The organism is Parabacteroides sp. AM17-47 (genome assembly GCF_003434625.1).
In the GTDB taxonomy this organism is placed as follows: Bacteria; Bacteroidota; Bacteroidia; order Bacteroidales; family Tannerellaceae; genus Parabacteroides; species Parabacteroides distasonis.
Genome location: NZ_QTLI01000023.1, coordinates 76206 through 98477, shown reverse-complemented (window position 1 = coordinate 98477; position 22272 = coordinate 76206). Strand labels below are relative to the sequence as shown.

Annotated in this window: 18 protein-coding genes; 11 read left to right on the top strand and 7 right to left on the bottom strand. The window is 40.5% G+C overall.

Translation table 11 applies throughout. The annotated features are described in order from the left end of the window. The 4 genes from DW205_RS22610 to DW205_RS17850 form a co-directional block, all read left to right on the top strand. Positions 1-220 (top strand): hypothetical protein (locus DW205_RS22610; RefSeq protein WP_233523157.1); only part of this gene is annotated, 220 nt, incomplete at its 5' end. A gap of 72 nt (positions 221-292) precedes the next feature. After that, complete coding sequence (locus tag DW205_RS17860) at positions 293-2713, top strand: TonB-dependent receptor (RefSeq protein WP_005863742.1); 2421 nt, start codon at positions 293-295, stop codon at positions 2711-2713. Positions 2714-2734: 21 nt separating this feature from the next. Next, positions 2735-4177, top strand: a complete 1443-nt coding sequence (locus DW205_RS17855) for an MBOAT family protein (RefSeq protein ID WP_005863744.1) — start codon at positions 2735-2737, stop codon at positions 4175-4177. A gap of 35 nt (positions 4178-4212) precedes the next feature. After that, the gene (locus DW205_RS17850; protein WP_005863746.1) at positions 4213-5172 is read left to right on the top strand and encodes a hypothetical protein; all 960 of its coding nucleotides are present in this window, start codon (positions 4213-4215) and stop codon (positions 5170-5172) included. On the opposite strand, the gene DW205_RS17845 is transcribed toward DW205_RS17850, so the two are convergent. From DW205_RS17845 to DW205_RS17815, 7 genes are all read right to left on the bottom strand, one after another. Continuing rightward, entirely contained in the window at positions 5135-6208 is a 1074-nt protein-coding gene (locus tag DW205_RS17845) for an acyltransferase (protein WP_005863748.1), read from the bottom strand. The genes DW205_RS17850 and DW205_RS17845 overlap by 38 nt on opposite strands. Positions 6209-6212: 4 nt before the next feature. Next, complete coding sequence (locus tag DW205_RS17840; RefSeq protein WP_005863751.1) at positions 6213-8543, bottom strand: T9SS type A sorting domain-containing protein; 2331 nt, start codon at positions 8541-8543, stop codon at positions 6213-6215. Between the two features lies 1 nt (position 8544). Then, positions 8545-9126 carry a non-canonical purine NTP diphosphatase gene (locus DW205_RS17835; protein WP_005863752.1) on the bottom strand — a complete coding sequence of 194 codons (582 nt, stop codon included), beginning with the start codon at positions 9124-9126 and terminating at the stop codon, positions 8545-8547. A gap of 87 nt (positions 9127-9213) precedes the next feature. Beyond that, a complete protein-coding gene (locus DW205_RS17830; protein ID WP_005863754.1) occupies positions 9214-10092 on the bottom strand; it encodes a YitT family protein in 879 nt (292 codons plus the stop codon). Then, complete coding sequence (gene leuS, locus DW205_RS17825; RefSeq protein ID WP_005863756.1) at positions 10089-12929, bottom strand: leucine--tRNA ligase; 2841 nt, start codon at positions 12927-12929, stop codon at positions 10089-10091. Before leuS ends, DW205_RS17830 begins: the two co-directional genes overlap by 4 nt. A gap of 89 nt (positions 12930-13018) precedes the next feature. Next, positions 13019-13576: an ORF6N domain-containing protein gene (locus DW205_RS17820; RefSeq protein ID WP_005863758.1), complete on the bottom strand. Its 558-nt coding sequence runs from the start codon at positions 13574-13576 to the stop codon at positions 13019-13021. 24 nt (positions 13577-13600) lie between these two features. Further along, positions 13601-14164, bottom strand: coding sequence for an ORF6N domain-containing protein (locus DW205_RS17815; RefSeq protein ID WP_005863760.1), 564 nt, complete (start codon positions 14162-14164; stop codon positions 13601-13603). A 406-nt stretch (positions 14165-14570) separates the two neighbouring features. On the opposite strand from DW205_RS17815, the gene DW205_RS17810 reads away from it, so the two are divergent. The 7 genes from DW205_RS17810 (at position 14571) to fsa (ending at position 22208) form a co-directional block, all read left to right on the top strand. After that, positions 14571-16280 carry a lipopolysaccharide assembly protein LapB gene (locus DW205_RS17810; RefSeq protein WP_005860394.1) on the top strand — a complete coding sequence of 570 codons (1710 nt, stop codon included), beginning with the start codon at positions 14571-14573 and terminating at the stop codon, positions 16278-16280. A gap of 182 nt (positions 16281-16462) precedes the next feature. After that, on the top strand, positions 16463-16825 hold the full coding sequence (locus DW205_RS17805; protein ID WP_005860396.1) for a DUF3244 domain-containing protein: 363 nt from the start codon (positions 16463-16465) through the stop codon (positions 16823-16825). A 20-nt stretch (positions 16826-16845) separates the two neighbouring features. Next, the gene (locus DW205_RS17800) at positions 16846-17919 is read left to right on the top strand and encodes a DUF4848 domain-containing protein (protein WP_005863763.1); all 1074 of its coding nucleotides are present in this window, start codon (positions 16846-16848) and stop codon (positions 17917-17919) included. A gap of 6 nt (positions 17920-17925) precedes the next feature. Then, positions 17926-18552 carry a hypothetical protein gene (locus DW205_RS17795; protein WP_005860400.1) on the top strand — a complete coding sequence of 209 codons (627 nt, stop codon included), beginning with the start codon at positions 17926-17928 and terminating at the stop codon, positions 18550-18552. A gap of 358 nt (positions 18553-18910) precedes the next feature. Further along, positions 18911-19999 carry a hypothetical protein gene (locus DW205_RS17790; RefSeq protein ID WP_005863764.1) on the top strand — a complete coding sequence of 363 codons (1089 nt, stop codon included), beginning with the start codon at positions 18911-18913 and terminating at the stop codon, positions 19997-19999. A gap of 79 nt (positions 20000-20078) precedes the next feature. Next, the gene (locus DW205_RS17785) at positions 20079-21356 is read left to right on the top strand and encodes a DNA cytosine methyltransferase (protein ID WP_005863765.1); all 1278 of its coding nucleotides are present in this window, start codon (positions 20079-20081) and stop codon (positions 21354-21356) included. Positions 21357-21551: 195 nt separating this feature from the next. After that, positions 21552-22208 (top strand): fructose-6-phosphate aldolase, encoded by a 657-nt coding sequence (fsa, locus tag DW205_RS17780; RefSeq protein WP_005863766.1) that lies wholly within the window; start codon positions 21552-21554, stop codon positions 22206-22208. The last annotated feature ends 64 nt before the right edge of the window (positions 22209-22272 follow it).

Here is a 22272-nt window from a genome sequence, read left to right as displayed (position 1 = left end):
TAAACAAAAAAAGTGTCTAGATAAATCAGGAAAAGACATTTTATGGTATAAAACAAAAGTTTTACACATAGGAAACATTTGTTTTCATAGAAGAAAACTAAAGTTTTATACTGAAGAAACTTCTGTTTTCCCATATAGAAACTTTTGTTTCCCTAGGAAGAAACCATTTGCTTCGCTACTCGAACTCGGACGATCCCGGGAAAGAATATATCAAGAATGATCGCTATTAATTACCGTAACATTCTGAATTTAGTTACTTTTGCGTAGAAATCTAATTGTAATTCTCAATATCATGAAAAAGATAGGACTAATGTTGGCCTTATTATGGGTGATTTGTGCGCTCTCGTGGGCTTCTTCTCCGAATGCCCGTATTAAGGGGCAGTTAATAGATGCCTCTACGAATCAAGTGATTAATTATGCGGATATCTTTCTGTTTGCGATGGGAAGTGAAAAACCTTTGCAACAGACTTTTCCGGACGATCAAGGACGTTTCTCGTTTACTAAGGTGGCTCCGGGTAATTATGTGGTCATGGTCCGTCTGATGGGATATGATGTGTTTACAAAGAATGATATCATCTTGGATGCCTCGTCTCCGGTGGATTTAGGTAAGTTGATGATGAGTCCCTTGGAGGTAGGTATCGCCGAAGTGGAGGTAGTGGCCGAGAAACGCCAATTGGTTTATAAGTTGGATAAGAAAGTGGTCGAGGCCTCTTCCAATATGATGGGAGGAGGCGGTTCCGCGGTGGATATATTAGAGAATACGCCTTCCATACGGGTAGACGCGGAAGGCGATGTTACTTTTCGTGGAAGCAGCGGCTTTTTGGTTTACATAGATGGTAAGCCGAGTGTCTTCTCGGGTACACAGGCTTTGGAGCAAGTCCCGGCCGGGCATATAGAGAATATAGAGATTATCACGACACCTTCCGCCAAGCATGATACGGAAGGCGACGTAGGTATCATTAATATTATCACGAAGAAGCATTCCCAGCGGGGATTGAGTGGGATGGTGAATCTCTCGGGAAGTACGTGGCTTTCCCGCCATGTCGATTTCTTGTTGGCACAGCAACATCAGCGTTCCCGTTGGTACATCGGTGGACAGTGGACAGACCGGTTGCGCAAGAGTGATTTCGACCAAGAGAAGATGACGGTGGTGGGCGATCAGACCACTACCTCGCATTCCGTCGGGCCTCGTACGGGAAACAGCTATCATTATACGATGAAAGGCGGTTGGAGCCTGAATCTTCCCAAGACAACCATCGCGTTGGATCTGGAGGGCGGCTATGGCGGAAATAAGCGTAAGGGAGAGATGAACTATAAGGAAACCCGTTCGGTAGCGGGCGGCTCTCCGGTGACGGAAGATTATCGAAGCATAGATGATTATGATAATGATGAGAATATAGGTTTGGGAAGTCTGGCGGTACAGCATAAGTTCAACGATAAGGGACACGAGCTTTCCGGTAGTGCCTATTACAAATATGGCGGTCATGCGTTGGAATATTTCTTTAATGACTTGATGTCTTTGGAAGGGCAACGCCAACAAGGGCACCGTGCTTATGAGGCCGAGCACCGGGAAACGATGCGTATCAATCTGGATTACGCCTTGCCTTTCGGGAAAGGAGGTAAGCTAGAGGCGGGTTACCAATATTATTCTTATTTGGAAGACGGCGATTACAATATGGAATGGTGGGACCCCAAGGGACAAACGTTCTTTTGGCGTGACGATATCTACAACACGTTTTATTTTCAAGAAGGGGTGAATTCAATTTATACGATTCTTTCCCATACGTGGAAGAATTTAGAGGCGCAAGCCGGCGTTCGGGGAGAGCATACGCATACGGTCTTGCGAAGTTCCGTGGAGGGAGCGGATCGTACGAAGAATCGTTTTGAGTTTTTCCCATCGGTGCATTTGGGCTATACGTTCCCGAATGAGCATCGCTTGTTGGCTTCCTATTCCCGTCGTACCACACGTCCGCAGCTTTTTTATATGGAGCCTTATATTACGTATCGTGACTTTTATACGGCCGAGATCGGTAATCCGGATATACGTCCGGAGTACATCAACTCCTTTGAATTGAACTACCGGAAGAGTTTCGGGGAAAATACGGTATCCGCTACCGCCTTTCATCGGTATCGAAAAGATAAGATCGAGCGGTTGCGCGTACCTTATTCAGCCGGTGTAACCTTAGACTCGATGTCAAACGTAGGACATGATTATTCAACAGGTATCGAGCTAAGTGTCAGCCTGCATCCGGTACGTTGGTGGAATACCACGGTCAACGGAAACGTTTATCATTATAAGGTGAAGAACGAACAGGCCGCCGGTGGAAATACGACCTCAAGCACCAATTACGATATCCTATGGAATAACCTGTTTAATCTGGGGAAATACACCCGTATCCAATTGGATGGTAGTTTTGTAGGCCCTTCCGTAACGACGCAGGGCCGTACGGACGCTTATTGGTACGCGAACGTAGCCGTCCGCCAGCAACTATGTAACCGAAAACTAACCGCCACCTTAGCTTTCCGGGATATTTTCCGTTCCGCCAAATATATCAGCGATATCCAAACGGCAGATTTACGTTCCCTGACACGTATCAAACCCAAATATCCACAAATCACGTTGACGTTGAGTTGGACATTTAATAGTTTCAAGGCCAAATCCACCCAAGCGAAAGAAGATCGCTCGGAGATGTTCGAGGGTATAAAGCATTAGTATTATATCTTCGCGGTTATTATGCTATTTAATTCGATTGAATATTTGATTTATTTGCCAATCGTATTTTTATTGTATTGGCTTGTCTTCGGAAAGCGACTACGACTACAGAATTTATTTGTAGTCGTAGTTAGTTATCTTTTTTACGGGTGGTGGGATTACCGGTTCTTGGCATTGATAGCCCTTACCTCTTTCTGTAGTTGGCTGAGTGGGATAGGAATAGAGGAAGTACGTGCGAGGGCCGGGAAGATACCTCGCTGGTTCGATAAAGGTATCGTGGTTGCGAATGTCATATTTAACTTACTGATACTCTCTTTCTTCAAGTATTACGACTTTTTTGTGGATAGTTTGGTAGATGCTTTCTCTTATATAGGGATTTCATTGCACATCTCTACGCTTTCTCTCTTATTACCGGTCGGGATTAGTTTTTATACATTCCAAGCCTTAAGTTATACGATTGACGTGTATAGAGGTAAATTGCCGGTGACAAGAGATATCGTTTCCTTTTTCGCGTTTGTTAGTTTTTTCCCACAGTTGGTGGCTGGCCCTATCGAACGGGCTACTAACCTGTTGATACAATTTGAGAGACCTCGCAGCTTCGAGTATAACGACGCTGTAGATGGGATACGACAAATGATGTGGGGGTTTTTCAAAAAAATCCTGATAGCCGATAATTGTGCCTTGGTCGTAGATGACATATTCGGGAACTATGGAAATTACCCGGCTAGTACTTTGCTATTGGGAGCCGTTTTGTTCTCATTCCAGATTTATGGAGATTTTTCCGGATATTCAGATATAGCTATAGGTACAGCCAAGTTGTTTGGGATACAGTTGAGGCAAAATTTCCGGTATCCCTATTTTTCTTTAGATATAGCCGAGTTTTGGAGACGTTGGCATATCTCGTTGAATACTTGGTTTGTAGATTATGTATATATTCCCTTAGGAGGTAGCCATAATGGTTTCTTTAGACATATTCGGAATATCTTGATCATATTTTTCTTGAGCGGTCTTTGGCATGGAGCGAACTGGACATTTGTGGCTTGGGGTGTTTACCATGGTTTGCTATGTATAGCATTGTTGATACTAAAGAAATATGTAAAGATAAGGTTGATACCATCAAACGTTGTGTCTATGTTGGTTACATTTGGCTTCGTGGTGATCGGATGGATTCTATTTAGGGCTGAGAATATATCAATGGCACTCGATTATATATATGATCTGTTCTCCTCTTCTTTATTCCGTGTGCCTAAGGTAAGTGGGGCCAATAATGTTTCTGCTTTATTATCGCTTATTTTCATTACTTGTATGTTAGTGATCGAGTGGATGAATCGGAAACAGCCGTTTGGATTTGATATTAGGAAAATACGAAGTATATATATACGATATACTTTATATGCGATCCTTTTATTTTGTATATATTTCTTCGGAAATAACGCTTCTAGCTTTATTTATTTTCAATTCTAGCAAGTATGAAACCAACGCATAAACAAATAAAGAGTATGATAAGATTCCTGTTGTTTCTGGGGATCTTGTTGTTTTTGTTCAATCAGATCACTCCCTATCTCTATCGATTATTGCCTAACGACTACGTACGAACACGACTTATATGGAGTACATTAAATAATCCGGAAGAGCGTCCGGATCTTGTTATTTTAGGTAATAGCCGCGGTATGAGTGGTGTGAACGGATACAAGTTAGAAGCAGAGTTGCGAGGAAATCCCTGTGTATATAATCTTACCTCTACTGGTCAGAGATTGAGTGAGAGTGCCTTGTATTATTCCTATTTACCATCTTCTGTGCAAGTAGTTGTACAGTGTGTGGATTTAGATCAATTACGTGGCCCGATCGAATTGGATGATCCCAACCGGGTAGCTCTACATATGTATGGATATAAAATGGATGGTTTTACCTGTGAATTACTTCCTGCTTTAGAAAAAACTTTAAGTGAACCGAATTTATACTATAATTATGTGGCTCGAAATTGTTTATTCTCCGGCTTGACTACTTATCTGCGTAATAAGTTGGATGATGATGTTATCCCCGGAATTATAACCTCTGATTTACGTTATCCAAACTCTACGATGTCTGATAGAAATGAATCTGTCTATAAACGGAAAGTAGAAGAACAGAATGAAGAAAATAAATTCGAGGCATATCAGATTACTCCTGAATGGAAAAGGTTGATAGAGCGTTCTTCCGTTTATTTTAGGGATAGGGGTATTATTTATTGTCTGGTTGTCATGCCGTATAACCCGGATATAACAGCTTTTACAGTAGCGGAGAAACAACGAGCTTTGCGAATGTTTACTCAAATGTTTGATTCTATCCTTATCGTCGACTGTATGGAGCTATTGGATACGTCGGATTTTTATGATGCTATCCATCCGAACCGGAAAGGAGCGGAGAAGATAACAGATCAGATCATCCGATCATTGCGTTCATCTGGTTTTTCTTTTTAGGATGATATAAACAAGGTTTCTCTATGTATTTCCAGGATAACATACCCAATCCGGTGCTAAGGATAGTGGTAAGAGCCAATGTCAATATAAAGCTATACCGATCAAGTCCGTAATGAATGAATATTTGGATGATCGGGAAATGAATCAAGAAAATACCATACGAGAAATTTCCCATCCGATTGAATACATGTAACCACTTGAATCCATAAGCTACCGTGATAATGATAGAGGCTAGAGCGATAGGCTCGAAAATACTCAGCAGCAGATACTCTCTACCCAATAAAAGAAATAGGCTGACAGGGAACAAATATCTCATATATTTTCGAAAAACAGGGAAATAGGCAAGTATGATAATACCGGAACAAAAGTACATCATTTGTCCGGGGAATTGTCTTTTCATGAATTCATAAATAGGGTTGTGTGTCATATCATCTAAATAATTACACGTTGTCGAGTAGATGAAAGATAAGATATAAATAAGAAGTAGGCATACCAATTTATTGTATCTTTTCAGTAACCAATAGATAATGGGTATAATGATATATAGCATGAATTCAACCTTGATAGTCCATAAAGACCCATTCATCGCTTGTAAAGGATTGGTATCGAATACGCCGGGTAAATCCGGTGATAAAAAGTTAAATGTAAGTAAATTACAGATAAGATAGGTGTATAAGCTAGAAGAGGTGAGGTATTCCCTGCAGGATAAAGAGGTAAGGAATAATCCGATTAAGGCACATAATAAAATAGTCAAGCTGTAGGCGGGCATAATACGTTGAATACGTTTACGGAAAAAAATCCGGGTATTAGGCGTACGTAAGAAGCTAAACATAACAAGAAATCCACTAATAATAAAGAAACCTTTCACTCGAAATCCTCCGCTAACAAACCAAAAAGGATCTGTCTCTGTCAGTGTGCTGAAATGGTTGAACATGACAGAATACGCAAGAAAGAAGCGAATAAAATCAAAATTATTCGCTTCTTTTACTTGATTTATTAATCTGGAGTTGAGTAAAACTTTCTCTGATTGATTCATTGTTCTATTTGACTACAATGATTTTTGTTACGACGCTCTCTGAGGCTTCCTCCGTGGAAGCTAGTACAAGATATACGCCTGTCGCTACACGTGATCCGTTTGCGTTCCGGCAATTCCAGATAGCTTGCCCCCCCAAGGATTTAGTTTGATAAATAATATTTCCGTTTAAATCCGTGATTTTTACATTCGAATTATCCATTAATCCTACAATCGTTACTTTATCCATATGTTCGGGACGTACCGGATTAGGATATGCGTAGATCTCCGAGTAATCAGATTTACCTTCCGAAGCTTCTCCTTGATAGGAATTTAGTCCTTTATCGGTACCGATAAAAACTTCACCGGTCTTATCGTTTATCTCTATATCGTATATGTTATCGGAAAGGAGCGGGCTATTGGTCGTATTAAATTGATAAACGATTGTCTCATTATCATTATCTAGAACATAGACGCCATTTCCTTTGGTTCCAATCCATTTTCGATTACCTGCGTCTACTTTTAGGGTCGTGACGACAACGTTATCTAAGAAATAAGCGAGATTGCCAGTTTCCTCATTGGTATATTTTACCCTTGTACAACGTGTAGCGGCTTTATCCTCAGCGGAAGAGATCCTAGGTTTAGTGAAATATACGGCTCCCCGATTCGTACCAACCCAGATATATCCATCCTTATCCTCGGCTACGCATGTATAATTACTAGGAGTCAATTCTTTTCCGTCGGTATCAATAAGTGTAGTAAACTCATACGAGGAAACTTCGTCTAAAGACTCGCTATTCGGTATCATTACAAGTTTAGGGGTGTTACGAGGCACATAAATCCATTTGTCGTTAGTGGAGGTTATAAGTATATCGTTTATTGTATAAACTCCTCTAAGTTGTTCGATATCCAAACGATGCCATGCTCCTGCTTTGTCAAGAACAAGTACCGCATGGTTAACCTCTGAGCTTGTCATCCACAAATTTCCATTTTTATCAAAGGCCAGTCCATCTATATAACAATAACCGGACCCATAGCCTCCTGCGGTTTCTTTAAAGGCATTCTTTTCATTGTATGACTGGACGGGAGTTCCATTCTTATATTGGATAACGCCATCACCCATGGAAGAGGCGTATACGATTTCATCATTAGAATCATCGGTCGTTACGGCTATACTTGTATAGTCTCGTGGATTTCTTGGTAAATTGAGTTTCTTTTGGGCTTCTTTAGGATCGATAAAAGACCATTTATCATAATCGTATGTAAGAATATAACCTCCTTTGTCGAAGCGCTTACCATTTAGGAGGTCTTTACCTCCTATGATCATATATACTTTATCATTTTTACAAACAATATCGAATGCGCTATTGCTGTAAGGTCCGTCTAAAATGATAGGTTCATTAAGAGCCTCAAAACTATTTGAGCCTTTCCGTTGGATAGAACGTAGCCCTTTGCTTCCTTCCGCTATCCAATATTTGTCTGCTTGATAGGTACTGATATCATTGATACTTAAGTTTATTTGGTCAAACTTTTGCGTATCGGATACGATGAAAACCCTTGAGTTATCTATACATGCTAATTTTTCGCCTATTACTTTCATGTATTTTAGGGTTGAGCTATTTATTATTCGGGAAAGCTCTCCATTGTTTTCATAGAAGATACCTTGCTGACTGACCAAGTAGAACAAGGTATTCTTGAATGAAGCGATAGCTGAGATCGTATGACTATCGGAAAGGTTTGATAATCCATAGGGCTTCCAGTTTGCCTTATCCAGTAGGTTCTCTTTTAATGAGGCGTATATAATCCCCGAAGATACTTCTGCCTTATTGGTTGTAGAGGCATATATATTGCCATTCTGTATGGCACACGATGTTATATTTAAGGAAAGCTTGTAGGTATCCTTTATTTCCTTTTTGGCCATATTGATCACGACGATACCGAATGCTGTCGATAAATAGGCATATTCATCATGTACCAATACTGAATTGATTTGTTTGTCTCTTATGGACGTACTGGTCGACAGATAAGGTAGATTTGTCGCCACTCCTCCCTCAAGTATATCTATATTTGAATTATCATAGATAATAAGGAGTGATTTTGTTTGTTTATTATAGCGGATCAAAGAAATCGTATTATCATTTAATCCGTTTCCTTTATAATATTGCTTAATACTATTATCTTCTTTTCCATACGTATAAAGAGATCCTTCCGCTACCACAAATACTTGGTCGTTCGATTCCTCTACGCTGTTTGTGTTATTGTAAGAAAGATACGTTTTCCATCCGGTTGTATTAAAATTCGCGGCTAATACAGTGAATGAAAAGAATGAAAATAGAATGATAGTAAGTATATGTCTCATATTAACAATTGTAATCAGATAAAAATAATGTTAATTTCATGACGGCTTTCGCACGATGGCTGATCTGGTTTTTTGTATCGTTACCCATCTCGGCGAAAGTTTGTGTATAGGTATCAGGCATGAATATAGGATCGTATCCAAATCCGCTATCTCCGCGTTTTTCGGTAGTGATAGAGCCATTTACGATACCGTCGAAGGTATATTCTTTTCCGTCAAGGATTAGAGCTATGACCGTGCGGAAACGTGCTTTTCTGTTTTCTTTATGATTCATTTCGGACAACAGCTTGTTCATATTAGCTTCCGAGTCGTGCTCTGTTCCTGCGTAACGAGCCGAATAGACTCCCGGAGCATTATTTAATACCTCGACTTCTAATCCCGTGTCGTCAGCGAAACAATCATATCCGAATTTCTCTTTGATATAGCGGGCTTTTAGCAAAGCATTTCCCTCTAAGGTATCTGCCGTCTCGGGGATATCGTCATGGCAATCGATATCGGATAAACTTATGATTTCCGCGTATCCGGCGGTTATCTTGCGGACCTCGTCCAGTTTGTGTTGATTATTTGTCGCGAATACAAGTTTCATATTTCGTAATCTATTAAATAAGAAAGCATTTCTATACGGTAGATATATAACGTATGGAAATGCTTTAAATTGTTTGTATATTCTTTTTTAAGTCTTTATCTGATCGAACCCCTCACCATATACCCCTCGGACAATGCTTTGGGAGATGAACGCTTGGTGGTCTATCCGTTTCACGATCCGGAAGATGGAGACGGATTCGGATTTCTTGGCGAGTAGTACGACTACCTTGACGGGTTTGCGGGAATAACCGCCCTCGCCGTCCAGTATCGTGCAGCCACGGCCTAAGTCATGGATGATGCGATCCGCTATCTCGTCGTACTTCTGGGAGAAGATGAGGAATTGTACGGATTGGCGGTTACCGTTCAATACCATGTCGAGAACGTAATTGCTTATGACCATCTCCACGAAACCGAAAACGATCTTGTCCACGTTATGGAACAGGAAGAAAGAGGAACTGATGATGAAGAAATCGCAAAACAGAAGGATACGTCCGATCGATATATTCTTATATTTATTGATTACCGCACCGATAATATCCGTACCTCCGGTACTACCGTTGGCCGAGAATACCAGTCCTAGTCCGGCACCACACATAAACGCTCCGATTATGATAGCCATAAACGACTGGTCGTGCAGTATAGGTTGTCCTTTCAGCAGCCACTCGAAGAGAGAGAGAGAAGCCGAGAGTGAGAAAACTCCGAAAATAGTTTTTATCAAGAATTTTAGACCAAGGATCTTTAAGGCTACCACCAACAAGGCTACGTTGATGACAAAATAAGATACGGATACCGGGATCAATCCATTGGAGGCAAAGAAGATCAACGCACAGATACCACTTACCCCACCTGTCACGATTTCGTTGGAAAGGATAAAGGCGTTGAATCCGAATCCGTATAATAGAGTTCCGAACAGGATCATTAGATAATCCTGTACGGAAAAATAGATTTTTGTGAGTTTTAAGTTCATCCCACTACGATATTAACGATTTTGCCGGGAACGACAATTACCTTCTTAACGGTCTTGCCTTCCATCCACTTCGCTGAGTTCTCATGGCTCAAGGCCGCCTTCTCAGCGTCTTCACGGGAGATATCTGCCGGAAGTTCGAGGTTGAAACGGGCTTTACCATTGAATGAGATGACGTAGGTAACTGATTTTTCTACCAGATACTCTTCGTTATGTTCCGGCCACTGGGCATCGCAGATGGTCGTATCATGTCCTAATTGATGCCATAGTTCTTCCGTGATGTGGGGAGCGAACGGAGCCAATAAGGTGATCAGCGGCTCCAAGATGGCGCGCTTGCTGCATTTTAAGCTCGTTAACTCGTTCACGCAAATCATGAAGGCGCTAATGGACGTGTTGTATGAGAAATGCTCGATGTCGAACGTTACTTTCTTGATCAGCTTATGCAAGGATTTCAATTCGTCGGCCGTAGGCTCGGCATCGGTAACTTGCAGGGTATCCGTATTGCCGAAGAACAAGCCCCAAAGCTTCTTTAAGAAACGGTGTACGCCGTCGATACCGTTCGTATCCCAAGGCTTGGATTGCTCCAGCGGGCCTAGGAACATCTCGTACAAACGTAGGGTATCGGCACCATATTTCTCAACGATCATATCCGGGTTCACTACGTTGAACATGGATTTGGACATCTTCTCGACCGCCCATCCGCAGATATATTTACCATCTTCCAATACGAACTCTGCGTCGTTGTATTCCGGACGCCAGTTCTTGAAAGCCTCTATATCCAACAGATCGTTAGATACGATATTTACGTCTACGTGGATAGGGGTGACCTCGTATTGGTCTTTCAAGTTCAAGGAAACGAATTTATTGGTTCCGTTGATGCGGTACACGAAGTTCGACCGTCCTTGGATCATACCTTGGTTGATCAATTTCTTGAACGGCTCTTCCTCGCAAACGATACCCAAGTCGAATAAGAACTTATTCCAGAAACGGCTGTAAATCAAGTGGCCAGTAGCGTGTTCCGTACCACCGATATATAAATCCACGTTTCTCCAATATTCATCCACGTCTTTAGCTACCAAGGCTTTATCATTACGCGGATCCATATAGCGCAAATAATAAGCGGAAGAACCGGCGAAGCCCGGCATCGTACAAAGCTCCAGCGGGAAGATCGTCTGGTTATCGATCTTCGATACCTCGGTGACTTTTTGGTTTACCGTGTCCCAAGCCCATTTAACGGCGTGTCCTAATGGAGGCTCGCCCGTCTCGGTAGGCAAGAATTTATCTACTTCCGGCAGCAACAAGGGCAGACATTCTTCCGGCAACATCTGAGGCATGCCATCGGCGTCGTAATATACCGGGAACGGTTCGCCCCAATAACGCTGGCGGCTGAAAATAGCGTCGCGCAAGCGGTAGTTTATCTTCACACGTCCCAGATCGTGATCTTTTACGTATTTCTTGGTAGCGGCTATCGCTTCCTTGATCGTCAGTCCGTTCAAGGAAAGATCGCAATAAGGAGTAACGCCGGCTCTCGGAGAATTGCATACGATACCTTCCTTGGCATCGAAACTTTCCTCGCTTACGTCGCAACCTTCCACCAAGGGGCGGATTTCCAGTCCGAAATGCTTCGCGAAAGCGTAGTCGCGGCTATCGTGCGCCGGAACCGCCATGATCGCTCCCGTACCGTAGCCGGCCAATACATAGTCGCTGATCCAGATGGGAACCGCCTCGCCCGTAAACGGGTTAATAGCGTAGGAACCACTGAATACACCGGTTACCTGACGGTCGGCGATGCGCTCGCGCTCGGTACGTTTCTTGGTGCGATCTAGGTAAGCGTCTACTTCCGCTTTTTGGTCTGCCGTAGTTAATTGTTGAACCAATTCGCTTTCCGGAGCTAATACCATGAAGGTAACACCAAACATCGTATCGGCACGGGTCGTAAAGATCGTGAATTCCCTGTCGCTGTCTTTTACCTTGAAGCGAACCTCGGCACCTTCGCTGCGTCCGATCCAGTTCTTTTGGGTCTCTTTCAAGGAATCCGTCCAGTCGATCGTATCCAATCCGTCCAACAGGCGTTGTGCGTAAGCGGATACACGTAAGCACCATTGGCGCATGATCTTTTGTTCCACCGGATAGCCTCCACGCTCGGAAACACCGTTCACGACCTCATCGTTCGCTAATACGGTACCCAAGGCGGCGCACCAGTTTACCATGGTCTCGCCACGATAAGCGATCCGGTAGTTGAGTAATATCTCTTGTTTTTCTTTATCGCTCTTGGCTTTCCATTCATCGGCGGTGAAACTAAGTTCCTCTCCGCAAGCTACGTTCAGACCTTCCGTACCACTGGTCTCGAAAGCCTGTATCAACTCGCTGATCGGGCGGGCTTGCTTCTCGTCGTTGCAGTAGTAGCTGTTGAACATCCGGATGAAGGCCCATTGCGTCCATTTGTAATATTCGGGATCGCAGGTACGGATCTCACGGCTCCAATCGTAGCAGAAACCGATCTTTTCCAATTGCTCCCGATAACGGGCTATATTATTCTTTGTCGTGATCTCCGGATGTTGTCCGGTTTGGATGGCGTATTGCTCGGCGGGTAGTCCGTAAGCGTCGTAACCCATCGGGTGCAATACGTTAAAACCTTGCAAACGTTTGAAACGCGAATAAATATCAGAAGCTATATAACCGAGCGGGTGGCCAACGTGCAATCCCGCACCGGAAGGATAGGGGAACATGTCCAATACATAGTATTTAGGCTTATTCGTGTCCTTTTCGACTTTATAAACCTTTTCGGCAATCCAGTAGTCGTGCCACTTCTTCTCAATCTCTCTGAAATTGTACTCCATGATCGTTTATCGTTTTTGTATCGTTTTCTATTTAAGGCCACAAAGTTAGTGAATTTATTTATTTTATATGAGTTATTTACATGAACTGTTTATTTCACGTAACCAATCCGGGGGCGAGATTGATTCTCGGTTCTTTTCGCTTGTAACTCAGCGAGTGACAGATTGATTAGCTCAAGTTGCGTACGGGTATCTTCGTTGATGTCGTTGTAATCGGCAAATGCTTCTTCGATATACGCTTTGAGTTCCTTTACTTCTTGTTGGAGTTCAAGCAAAGGGGAGGAAGAACTTATTATTTGTCGTATGCCGACGAAAGCACGCATGATAGAGATATTGACTTTAATGGCTGTATCGGATCTGAGTACAGAAGAAAGCATTGCTATACCTTGCTCCGTGAAAGCGAATGGAGCATATTGGTTACCTCCTTTCTTTGAGATGCCAATTTGGCATACCATATTGTTTTTCAAGTTGTTAAATTCTTGAATTGTTAATGTGAACATAAAATCATTAGGAAAGCGTTCTATGTTTCGTCTGACCGCACGTTTCAATTGGGCGGTTTCCGTTCCATACATTTCCGCCAGATCAAAATCCAGCATGACTTTTTGCCCTCTGATCTCATAAATATTGTTTTGTATCGCTTGTAATTCCATAGTATAAGAACTTATTAGTTTACTTTATTTGATATAACCAATTTTAGGTCTTTTAGCATTGTTCTTTTTCTTTGTAGCCAGTTCGGAAAGAGCTATGTAAATATCATCCAAAGACTTTTGGGTATCTTCACTGAGATCATTGATAGCGCAAAGCGTTTCTTCATTAGCCATTTCAAGAGATTTGATACGTTCTTGTAGCTCTTTAATTTCGATGGAACTAGTGGTAGCTTGTAAGGTATAATTCCGAATAGCGACAAAGACTCTCATAATGTTTCTGTTGATTTCTATGGCAGTTTTAGAATTTAGCACACTACTAAGCATAGCCACCCCTAATTCCGTGAAAGCAAAAGGCTTATATTTGAAATTACTACCTCTTCCTTTGTTCAAGATACCAAATTGGCATCTTGAAAGTTCCTCCTTGGTTAACTCAAACATGAAATCATCTCCTTCAAAGCGTTCTATATTACGTCTGACCGCACGTTTCAGTTGGGCGGTTTCCGTTCCATACATTTCCGCCAGATCAAAATCCAGCATGACTTTTTGCCCTCTGATCTCATAAATCTTGTTTTGTATCGTTTGTAATTCCATAGTAAAGATTTTAGTTTAATATTATGGTCGCAAAGGTTTGTAAAATAATTGAGATAAGCAATAAGCTAGTTGGATATTAATGATTGGTTGCATTTGTAAGTTGTACAATGAGTTATTGCTGATCCGGCTTATTGTCTATTTTTTATGTGTTCTTATTTTCCTTATAAGATTTCCGGGAAAAACACGTACGTGATTTATGAAAAACACGTACGACTTTTCGGAAAAACATGTACGTGTTTTCCGGAAAACATGATGATGTTTTTATATCACTGATATTCATGTATATATAACTTGATACCTTTGCATGGACTTATTGTGTGTTTTTTCTTCTTGTATTTGTTATTTTGTTGTTCTATCGTTTGTTTATGAATTAAAAATATTTAATTTTGCTTATCTATAATAAAGGATGAAGTCATTTATATATATACTATTAACTTCCTTGACTTTCCTTGTGGTAGGATGCCAAAATGAATCTGAGGAAATCCGTTTGATCAATCAGGCGGAACGCCTGTTTGATGCCTATCCGGATAGCGTAATCACTACATTGGATTCCATTCCGCTCCCGGAAGAGATGAGTCCCCGTCTGATAGCCCGTTGGTGTATGTTGTACGCACGTGCCGCCGATAAAATAGAGGACGAAATGCCTTATACGAACCAGCTTGAGATCGCCTTGAAATACTATCAAAAGAAAAAGATGCGGGAAGAGGAGGCTGAGATCGGCCTTTATCTGGGGCGTTCGTATGTGGAGGATAAGGAGTACGAGAAGGCAATGAGGGCTTACTCCGATGCGCTGGAGGTAGCGTTGGCGATTAAGAACTATAATCGTGCCGGGTATATTTGTAGTTATATGGGGGATTTGTATGAACTGGATGATCGTTATGTGTTAGCTGCAAAAAAATATAAGGAGAGCGGACGGTATTTTCGATTGGCCGGTAATATGAAAAGCTATGTGCGTTCGTTTGTGAATGAGGGAAGGAGTTATATGGATGTTGATTCTAATTATTTAGCTTTAACTATATTGAAGCGAGCAGAAGTGATAATAGATTCCTTGAGAGTAGATGAGGTTAGAAATTATGTATACAATGGTCTAGGTAATATATTTAATGTTTTGGAAAAATATGATTTAGCTGAAAAATATTTATTGAAGAGCATAAAAGAGGATTCGAGTGATACTGCTTCGGATTATTTGACCTTATCAGATCTTGAGCAAAAGCGTGGAAATTTAGAACAAGCGGAAAATTATCTTCAAAAGGCTAATAGTGTATCCATAGATAATGATTTTGTACCGGCTACTATTGCTTATCATTATTATAAAATAAATAAAGAAAGAGATGATTATAAAAGAGCTTTGTCTTTTTATGAAGAATATGTAGCAGCAGAGGATTCCCTTATGAATATAAGTAAATCTGTCGATATATATGATACAGAACAAAAATATGAACATTTGAAATTGCATAATGAAAATATAAGATTACTATTAAAGGGGCAAAGGAATTATACTTTTATATTGATATTGTTATTTTTATGTGCTTTACTCATTATTGTCTATTTAGCTACGATAAGAAGAAAGAATCGTTCACTTTTAAAACAACAAGAAAAAATTAATACTTTGAATCAAAGCATATATCAATTATATGCAGAACTTCGGAGAAAGAGTGATGAACTAATCCAATTGCAAAATACTCAGTATTCTTCGGTGAAAATGCAAGTGGAATATGAAAATGTACAGAAAGAGGTAGATAGCTTGAGATCTCGATTATTCGAATTAAGAGAATCTAAAATTCTCAATAGTAATTTAGCTAAAAAAATAAAGAAAATATCTCAAACTGTGCAGCCTAATCATTCTGAAGCACCCGTTTCCGAAAAAATGTGGATTGATATTGAAGTTTTGATGATGGAAGTTTACCCTAGTGTTATAAAGGTACTGAAGGATGCAGGCTTGTCACCATCGGAGATGCATCTTTGTTTCCTTACATTATTTAAACTTGATTCAACAGCTATATCTATCCTTTTAAATATTATTCCTACTTCCGTCGATCGTACACGTTTGCGAGTACGAAAGAAATTAAATTGGGAAGGTAAACAAGGATTGTATGAATCTCTTGTTAATATTTAGTATGTAATAAACCTTCATTTAAGGGGCTCTACGATTGTTTGTCTATGTATTTGTTTTTATAGTATTTGATTGTCAAGTGTTTACGTTTTTTTCTTTGTCTATGTGGATTACATAATTTAACCCCTTTAGATCATATATAATCTCTAGATTTGCAACCGAAACATAACAAAAAAAGAGAGATTATGAAAAATGTAAAATGGCTACTAACAGTGTTGTTTATTTTTTCAATTTGTATTCCATCTTTTGCAGGTCATGTGCCTTTACATGGTCATCTTAAGAAAAAACAGCGATCTGTAAATTTGGATGTACCTATAAAAGCAGACATAGATGAAACTTCAAAAGTTTTGTCTTTGGAGTTTTTAGAATATATAGGAGAGGTACGAGTATCTGTTGTGGATGCGAATGGAAATATCGTTTATGAGGAGATAGTGGATACACAAGATGTTTCTTCTAGTATTATCTCATTAGATGAATGTACTTCTGGATCTTATGGACTTTATATATCAGATTCAGAAAACTACGCAGAAGGTTTTTTTAATTTATAAATAATTCAAATTTTAGAAGTATGGACAAAAAGACAGTGCTTTTAGCATCTGCATGTACTTTATTGATGATATCATGTAGTAATGATGCGGAATTGATTAATGTTGCTGAAACGACAGGATTACAAACAAAGGCTTTTGTTGGTGAAGCAGATTTCCAAATTGTAGATTATGCGGGAGATAAATGTATTCAGTTCAAGAATGATTCCGTCTTTAATGCGATGCTTTGGGAGATGAATGATATGTCAGAAGAAGAGAGAAATAATATTTTCTCGGGGGCAGGTTTCGTAAGTCAATGGCAACTTATGCAAGAAGCAGATCAAGAACAGGAGCTTATTGTAGACAATTATGAGAAAGATCTTAGCCAACCTTGGCCTGCTCATCAAATCAAAGAATTCAAACAAAAATATGATGATGTTTTCATGTTTGAACCTTATGATTCTACAGATTTTATTGCGCATTATAAATTAAAAGGTTCTACATATAGTTCTTTTGTGAATAGAAGGGGGGTGTTTTTGATAGGAGATAGTGTAGCACATGCTCCTGTATATAAGGCTTTAGAGGAATATTTCGGATCAGGGATATCATTGTATGGTAATAATGAAGCTACAAATGAAAAGAATGATATAAACCTAGCTGAAAGTAAATATCAAATACCAGGTGGTGATTATGTAAAGGTTCGAGCTATTCCAAGATTTATAGAGTTACAAACTATTGAAAATAAAAATTATTTGTCATTGGGCTTTGATTATCTTAGTCAAAAAAAGAAAGTTTTATGGAAAAAACACCGTACAATGATTATACTACGTCTTACAGCTTCAGGGTCAGGAAGTGGTTTTGAAGTATATAATGTTTCAATTAAAAATTATCAGAATAAAAATGGGGTAACAATTCTTTTACATACAGATGTATATAATAAACTTTTAGCTAAGGATCAAGGAGGTATGTTAGGGCATGTTGGTGAAAATCCAAGAAACTCAGTTACAATCGTAACTCCTCCTCGATTTGAGTTTTCTGGACGAATGGAAATTTGGTCAGATGAAATGCCTGAAAGTAATAAAGGGACTGCAAAAATAAGTTTAAAAGAAGACTGGTGATAATTTATGAAAAAAATTTTATTTTTACTGTTATTGGTTTCTACTTCTACTTTCGCCCAAATTGAGCATGGCTTATTAGTAGGTGCCGGTGTTGGATTTCCTTTACAAGATAGTTGGAAACGAACTACTTGGGGTGATGAATCAAATTGGTCTTATCGGCACGATTATAAGTTAAATAGTATGATCGGTTATCGCTTTCGATTCCTTCCGGAACAGAAATTCTTTTATGATTTGGATATTACGATGGGATTTCAGAAGATGGAAACGACGAAGTATTTTCCTTATTATGAAAGTATAGAGGATGGTATATATGTTTCTAAGAAAGCTGATGTTTTCGATGAGTTTGTGATGCCTATCTCCGTAGCCGCTAGTTGGAATTGGCGTTTTACCAAGAAATTCCATTTAGGTGTCGGTATCGCTCCTACGCTTTATGTACAGCCACAAGCCGTGTTTGACCTGTCCGTGATGGCGAAGGTGGGATATCGTTTAAGCAAGCATTGTGAGTTCGGCCTTTCTTATCAGTATGGCTGTTTCAATACCTTGAAGCATTTCAATAACGGACCGGCTAATGGCCGTCGTGGACATCTTTCGGATTTGATGCTCTCTGTATATGTTCCTTTTGTTTTGAAATGATAGAATAATAAAGTATAGAAACACATAATGTTTTATTTGGAACCAAAACAAAGATGAATAACTGCCTATAAGAAAAGAGTACGTGAAAAAGAGCCATGTGTAGAGAGATAATTCTATGCATGGCTTTTGCTTGTATATGATGTATAAATTTTGAATAATTATTGAGGCCTTTTTGCATTTTTTGTTTGCGATATTGTCTCTTTCGTGATTAAGAACTATCTTTGACAAACTATTCAATATAAGGCTAATGCCAAAAAAAATGAAAGCTTTAGGTATTGACTCTGGAATAATTTGGTAAGTCACGGGCCTTGAACCGGGGGAATAGGATTGAAAGTAGAATATTATAATAGTTAGGGATATGCGTATTGTTGCCTTTTTTAGTGCTATTGCCGTAATTATTCTGCTATTGGCAGGATGTGGACATGAGAAATCAAATAATTCTCAAGTTGTTAATTTAGTTCAACTTGGTGGAGTGGAGTATCCGGAAATACCGAAGTCGAATATCATTCAGCTAGAGAAATCTGATTTCCCGAAAGGGGAGATCCGTTCTATTGAGCGGATACCGATTGACTTGGAGATCGAGCTTCGGGAAGTGAATATATTGGCTAAAGGCAACTACCTCATCGTTAAACACCTTGAGTGGCGGGAGGGAGCCTATCTTTTGCATGTACTCTCTTTGCCCGATTATAAAACGGTTGCTCAATTAGCCCCTTTTGGCGAGGGACCGGATGAGTTCAATGATATACGCATGATACCCACGGAAGAGACCGATAAGCTTTGCTACGTCTGGAACATACGTAATAATCGGATCTTTAGCTTGTCCACTACCCTTAAACTAGAGGAGTATGATCAATTGGCTGAAATCCCTGAAAATAAGATAGTCCCTGATAAGCCTTTATATATGGGAGATGGCAAGATGCAGGTTAGTCTAGGTTCAAATGATGGAATGGGAATAGGATTGGTAAGCTTGAATGATACTATAGTGAAGGGAACCGTACCTTTCCTGTTCGCTGAAGGAGCAGGTTGGTTTTTCTATATCGGAAATTTGGCGCATAGCTTTTCAAGAAAACGAGAAGCATTTGCGTTTACCTTTCATGACCGGATCGTTTTCTTTGACTTTGATGGTAACCATGTGAAGATGTGCCGATTTGGAGATAAAACCTTACAAACTACCTCTTCGCCGGATAATCCTCTCTATTATTACAGTTGTTTCGCGAGTGACAAGTATGTCTATGCCGTTTACCGGGAATCAAAGAAAGATACGGATGAAACGAATCCCTTGTATCTGGAGCAATTTGATTGGGATGGGAATCCGGTAGCTCGTTATTCGTTACCCAAAGGAAGAGGCCTATACACTGGATGTGCGACAGAAGATAATTCGATAATCTATATGGTAGATTATTATGAGGACAATTTCCTGCATAAGATTGTTTTGAGCAAAGACTAATAAATTCTAGTGCTTTTCCCGTGATTTTTGTAGATTTGCGATTCTTTTGATAAAAAATAGTATATAGCAAGGATCGGAAATGAAAAGAGGTGGAAAGGATATTGAATCGTTGGATAGCTTACGGGTCTTGTCCCTGTTCTCCGGATGTGGGGGCATGGATTTAGGATTCGAGGGGGATTTTATATGTCATCGTAAGTCTATATCTCCTCAAAATACGTGGGTTCAAGAGGTTATCGATGAACACTGGGTTCGTTTACAGAAGAATCGTTTTCGAACGGTCTTTGCGAATGATATATTGAAAGAGGCACAAACCGCTTGGCTTCAATATATGGATCGATTCGGATATGATAAAAACGTTTATAATACAAAGAGTATCGTAGACTTGGTGAAAGAGCATCGAGCGGGGAAAAAAGTCTTCCCTAAAAATATAGATGTCGTCACGGGAGGTTTTCCTTGCCAGGATTTCAGTGTCTCCGGTAAACGTTTAGGGTTTGAGTCGAATAAGGATCATACCGGGAAATTGCGTGAGGACGATGAGGCCTCGGAAGAGACGAGGGGTAAACTTTACTATTGGATGAAGCAGGTGATCGATATTACGAGACCCAAGATATTTATCGCGGAGAACGTGAAGGGACTGGTGAATCTGGGAGACGTGAAAAGTATTATTCAGAGAGACTTCGCCCATGCGGCTGGGGATGGATATATTGTTTTAGATCCTCAAGTTTTACATGCGGGCAATTATGGGGTTCCGGAGTCTAGAGAGCGTGTGATTTTTATCGGGATACGTAAGTCCGCGTTAAAGGTTAAGGCTTTAAGAGCGCTTCAAGAGGAGAAGATACCCAAAGCTTACGATCCTTATCCGAGTCCGACACATGCTTGCACCGTGGAAGATAAGAAACTATTGCCACCGGTGGTTTGTCGGGATGTATTTGTAGGATTGGAGGAACCGGATAGGACAGAAGATCCATCCCAGCGGTATTATTCACAGGCGAAATATATGGGAGCTCATTGTCAAGGTCAAAAGGAGATCGCGCTGGATAATATTGGCCCGACGATTCGTTCCGAGCATCATGGAAATATAGAATACCGTCGTTTATCCCGGGAGCATGGGGGCGTTATTACGGAAGAATTAGACGCCGGTTTACAAGAACGTCGCTTAACTCCTCGAGAATGTGCTTTGATACAGACGTTTCCGCCGGATTATACGTTTGTCTCCCATAAAAAGAACAGTACACGTTTTGAGTTAAGTGCCTCAGGCGCTTATAAAGTGATCGGTAACGCGGTTCCTCCGGTATTAGCGTATCATATAGCGAATCGCATACAGACTTTATGGCCGTTGTATTTTAAAAAGAGATAATTATATCGGAATTCCGTCCAGAACTTATGTTGCCTAACCGATATGAGGTCTGGCTTAATGATATTTGGAAACTTATATCTCCGCAAACGGCTTAACGACTTGTATATGGAATTAGTTGGGGATTGAGACGGTTGATTTAGAACTAATAGCGAATCAGAAGGGTTATACAAATACGTAACATTAAAGTTTAAAGCTATGAAGTTTTTTATTGACACGGCGAATCTGGACCAGATCCGGGAAGCGAATGAATTGGGAGTATTGGATGGCGTGACGACTAATCCGTCCTTAATGGCGAAAGAGGGAATCCGGGGGGTGGAAAATCAACGGAAACACTATTTGGAAATTTGCGAGATCGTGGGCGGGGATGTTAGCGCCGAGGTAATCGCTATCGACTTAGAAGGCATGATAAAAGAAGGGGAGGAGTTGGCCGCTTTACATCCTAATATAGTCGTTAAAGTACCTTGTATCGAAGCGGGGATTAAAGCGATAAAATATTTCACCAGAAAAGGCATCCGTACGAATTGTACGCTGGTTTTCTCTGTCGGTCAGGCGTTATTGGCGGCTAAGGCCGGGGCTACGTATGTATCGCCGTTCGTCGGGCGTTTGGATGACATCGCCAGCGACGGGATAGAGCTGGTACGTAAGATCGTGGAAATGTATGATTATTACGATTATGATACCCAAGTATTGGCGGCTTCTATCCGTAGCACCCAGCATATCATCCAATGCGTGGAGGCGGGGGCGGATGTGGCTACCTGTCCTTTGTCCGCCATTAAAGGCTTATTGAAACACCCGTTAACGGATAGTGGGCTGGCTACTTTTCTAGCGGATTATAAGAAAGTAAACGGATAGAAAAAAAATAGTACCTTTGTGCGGATTAATTCGTAAACGCATTTAAAAGATTACTATCGTGGCA

Excerpts from the sequence above, each read along its gene's own strand:
- DW205_RS17860 (WP_005863742.1), top strand. The coding sequence starts at position 293 with ATGAAAAAGATAGGACTAATGTTGGCCTTATTATGGGTGATTTGTGCG.
- DW205_RS17855 (WP_005863744.1), top strand. The coding sequence starts at position 2,735 with ATGCTATTTAATTCGATTGAATATTTGATTTATTTGCCAATCGTATTT.
- DW205_RS17850 (WP_005863746.1), top strand. The coding sequence starts at position 4,213 with ATGATAAGATTCCTGTTGTTTCTGGGGATCTTGTTGTTTTTGTTCAAT.
- DW205_RS17845 (WP_005863748.1), bottom strand. The coding sequence starts at position 6,208 with ATGAATCAATCAGAGAAAGTTTTACTCAACTCCAGATTAATAAATCAA.
- DW205_RS17840 (WP_005863751.1), bottom strand. The coding sequence starts at position 8,543 with ATGAGACATATACTTACTATCATTCTATTTTCATTCTTTTCATTCACT.
- DW205_RS17835 (WP_005863752.1), bottom strand. The coding sequence starts at position 9,126 with ATGAAACTTGTATTCGCGACAAATAATCAACACAAACTGGACGAGGTC.
- DW205_RS17830 (WP_005863754.1), bottom strand. The coding sequence starts at position 10,092 with ATGAACTTAAAACTCACAAAAATCTATTTTTCCGTACAGGATTATCTA.
- leuS (WP_005863756.1), bottom strand. The coding sequence starts at position 12,929 with ATGGAGTACAATTTCAGAGAGATTGAGAAGAAGTGGCACGACTACTGG.
- DW205_RS17820 (WP_005863758.1), bottom strand. The coding sequence starts at position 13,576 with ATGGAATTACAAGCGATACAAAACAATATTTATGAGATCAGAGGGCAA.
- DW205_RS17815 (WP_005863760.1), bottom strand. The coding sequence starts at position 14,164 with ATGGAATTACAAACGATACAAAACAAGATTTATGAGATCAGAGGGCAA.
- DW205_RS17810 (WP_005860394.1), top strand. The coding sequence starts at position 14,571 with ATGAAGTCATTTATATATATACTATTAACTTCCTTGACTTTCCTTGTG.
- DW205_RS17805 (WP_005860396.1), top strand. The coding sequence starts at position 16,463 with ATGAAAAATGTAAAATGGCTACTAACAGTGTTGTTTATTTTTTCAATT.
- DW205_RS17800 (WP_005863763.1), top strand. The coding sequence starts at position 16,846 with ATGGACAAAAAGACAGTGCTTTTAGCATCTGCATGTACTTTATTGATG.
- DW205_RS17795 (WP_005860400.1), top strand. The coding sequence starts at position 17,926 with ATGAAAAAAATTTTATTTTTACTGTTATTGGTTTCTACTTCTACTTTC.
- DW205_RS17790 (WP_005863764.1), top strand. The coding sequence starts at position 18,911 with ATGCGTATTGTTGCCTTTTTTAGTGCTATTGCCGTAATTATTCTGCTA.
- DW205_RS17785 (WP_005863765.1), top strand. The coding sequence starts at position 20,079 with ATGAAAAGAGGTGGAAAGGATATTGAATCGTTGGATAGCTTACGGGTC.
- fsa (WP_005863766.1), top strand. The coding sequence starts at position 21,552 with ATGAAGTTTTTTATTGACACGGCGAATCTGGACCAGATCCGGGAAGCG.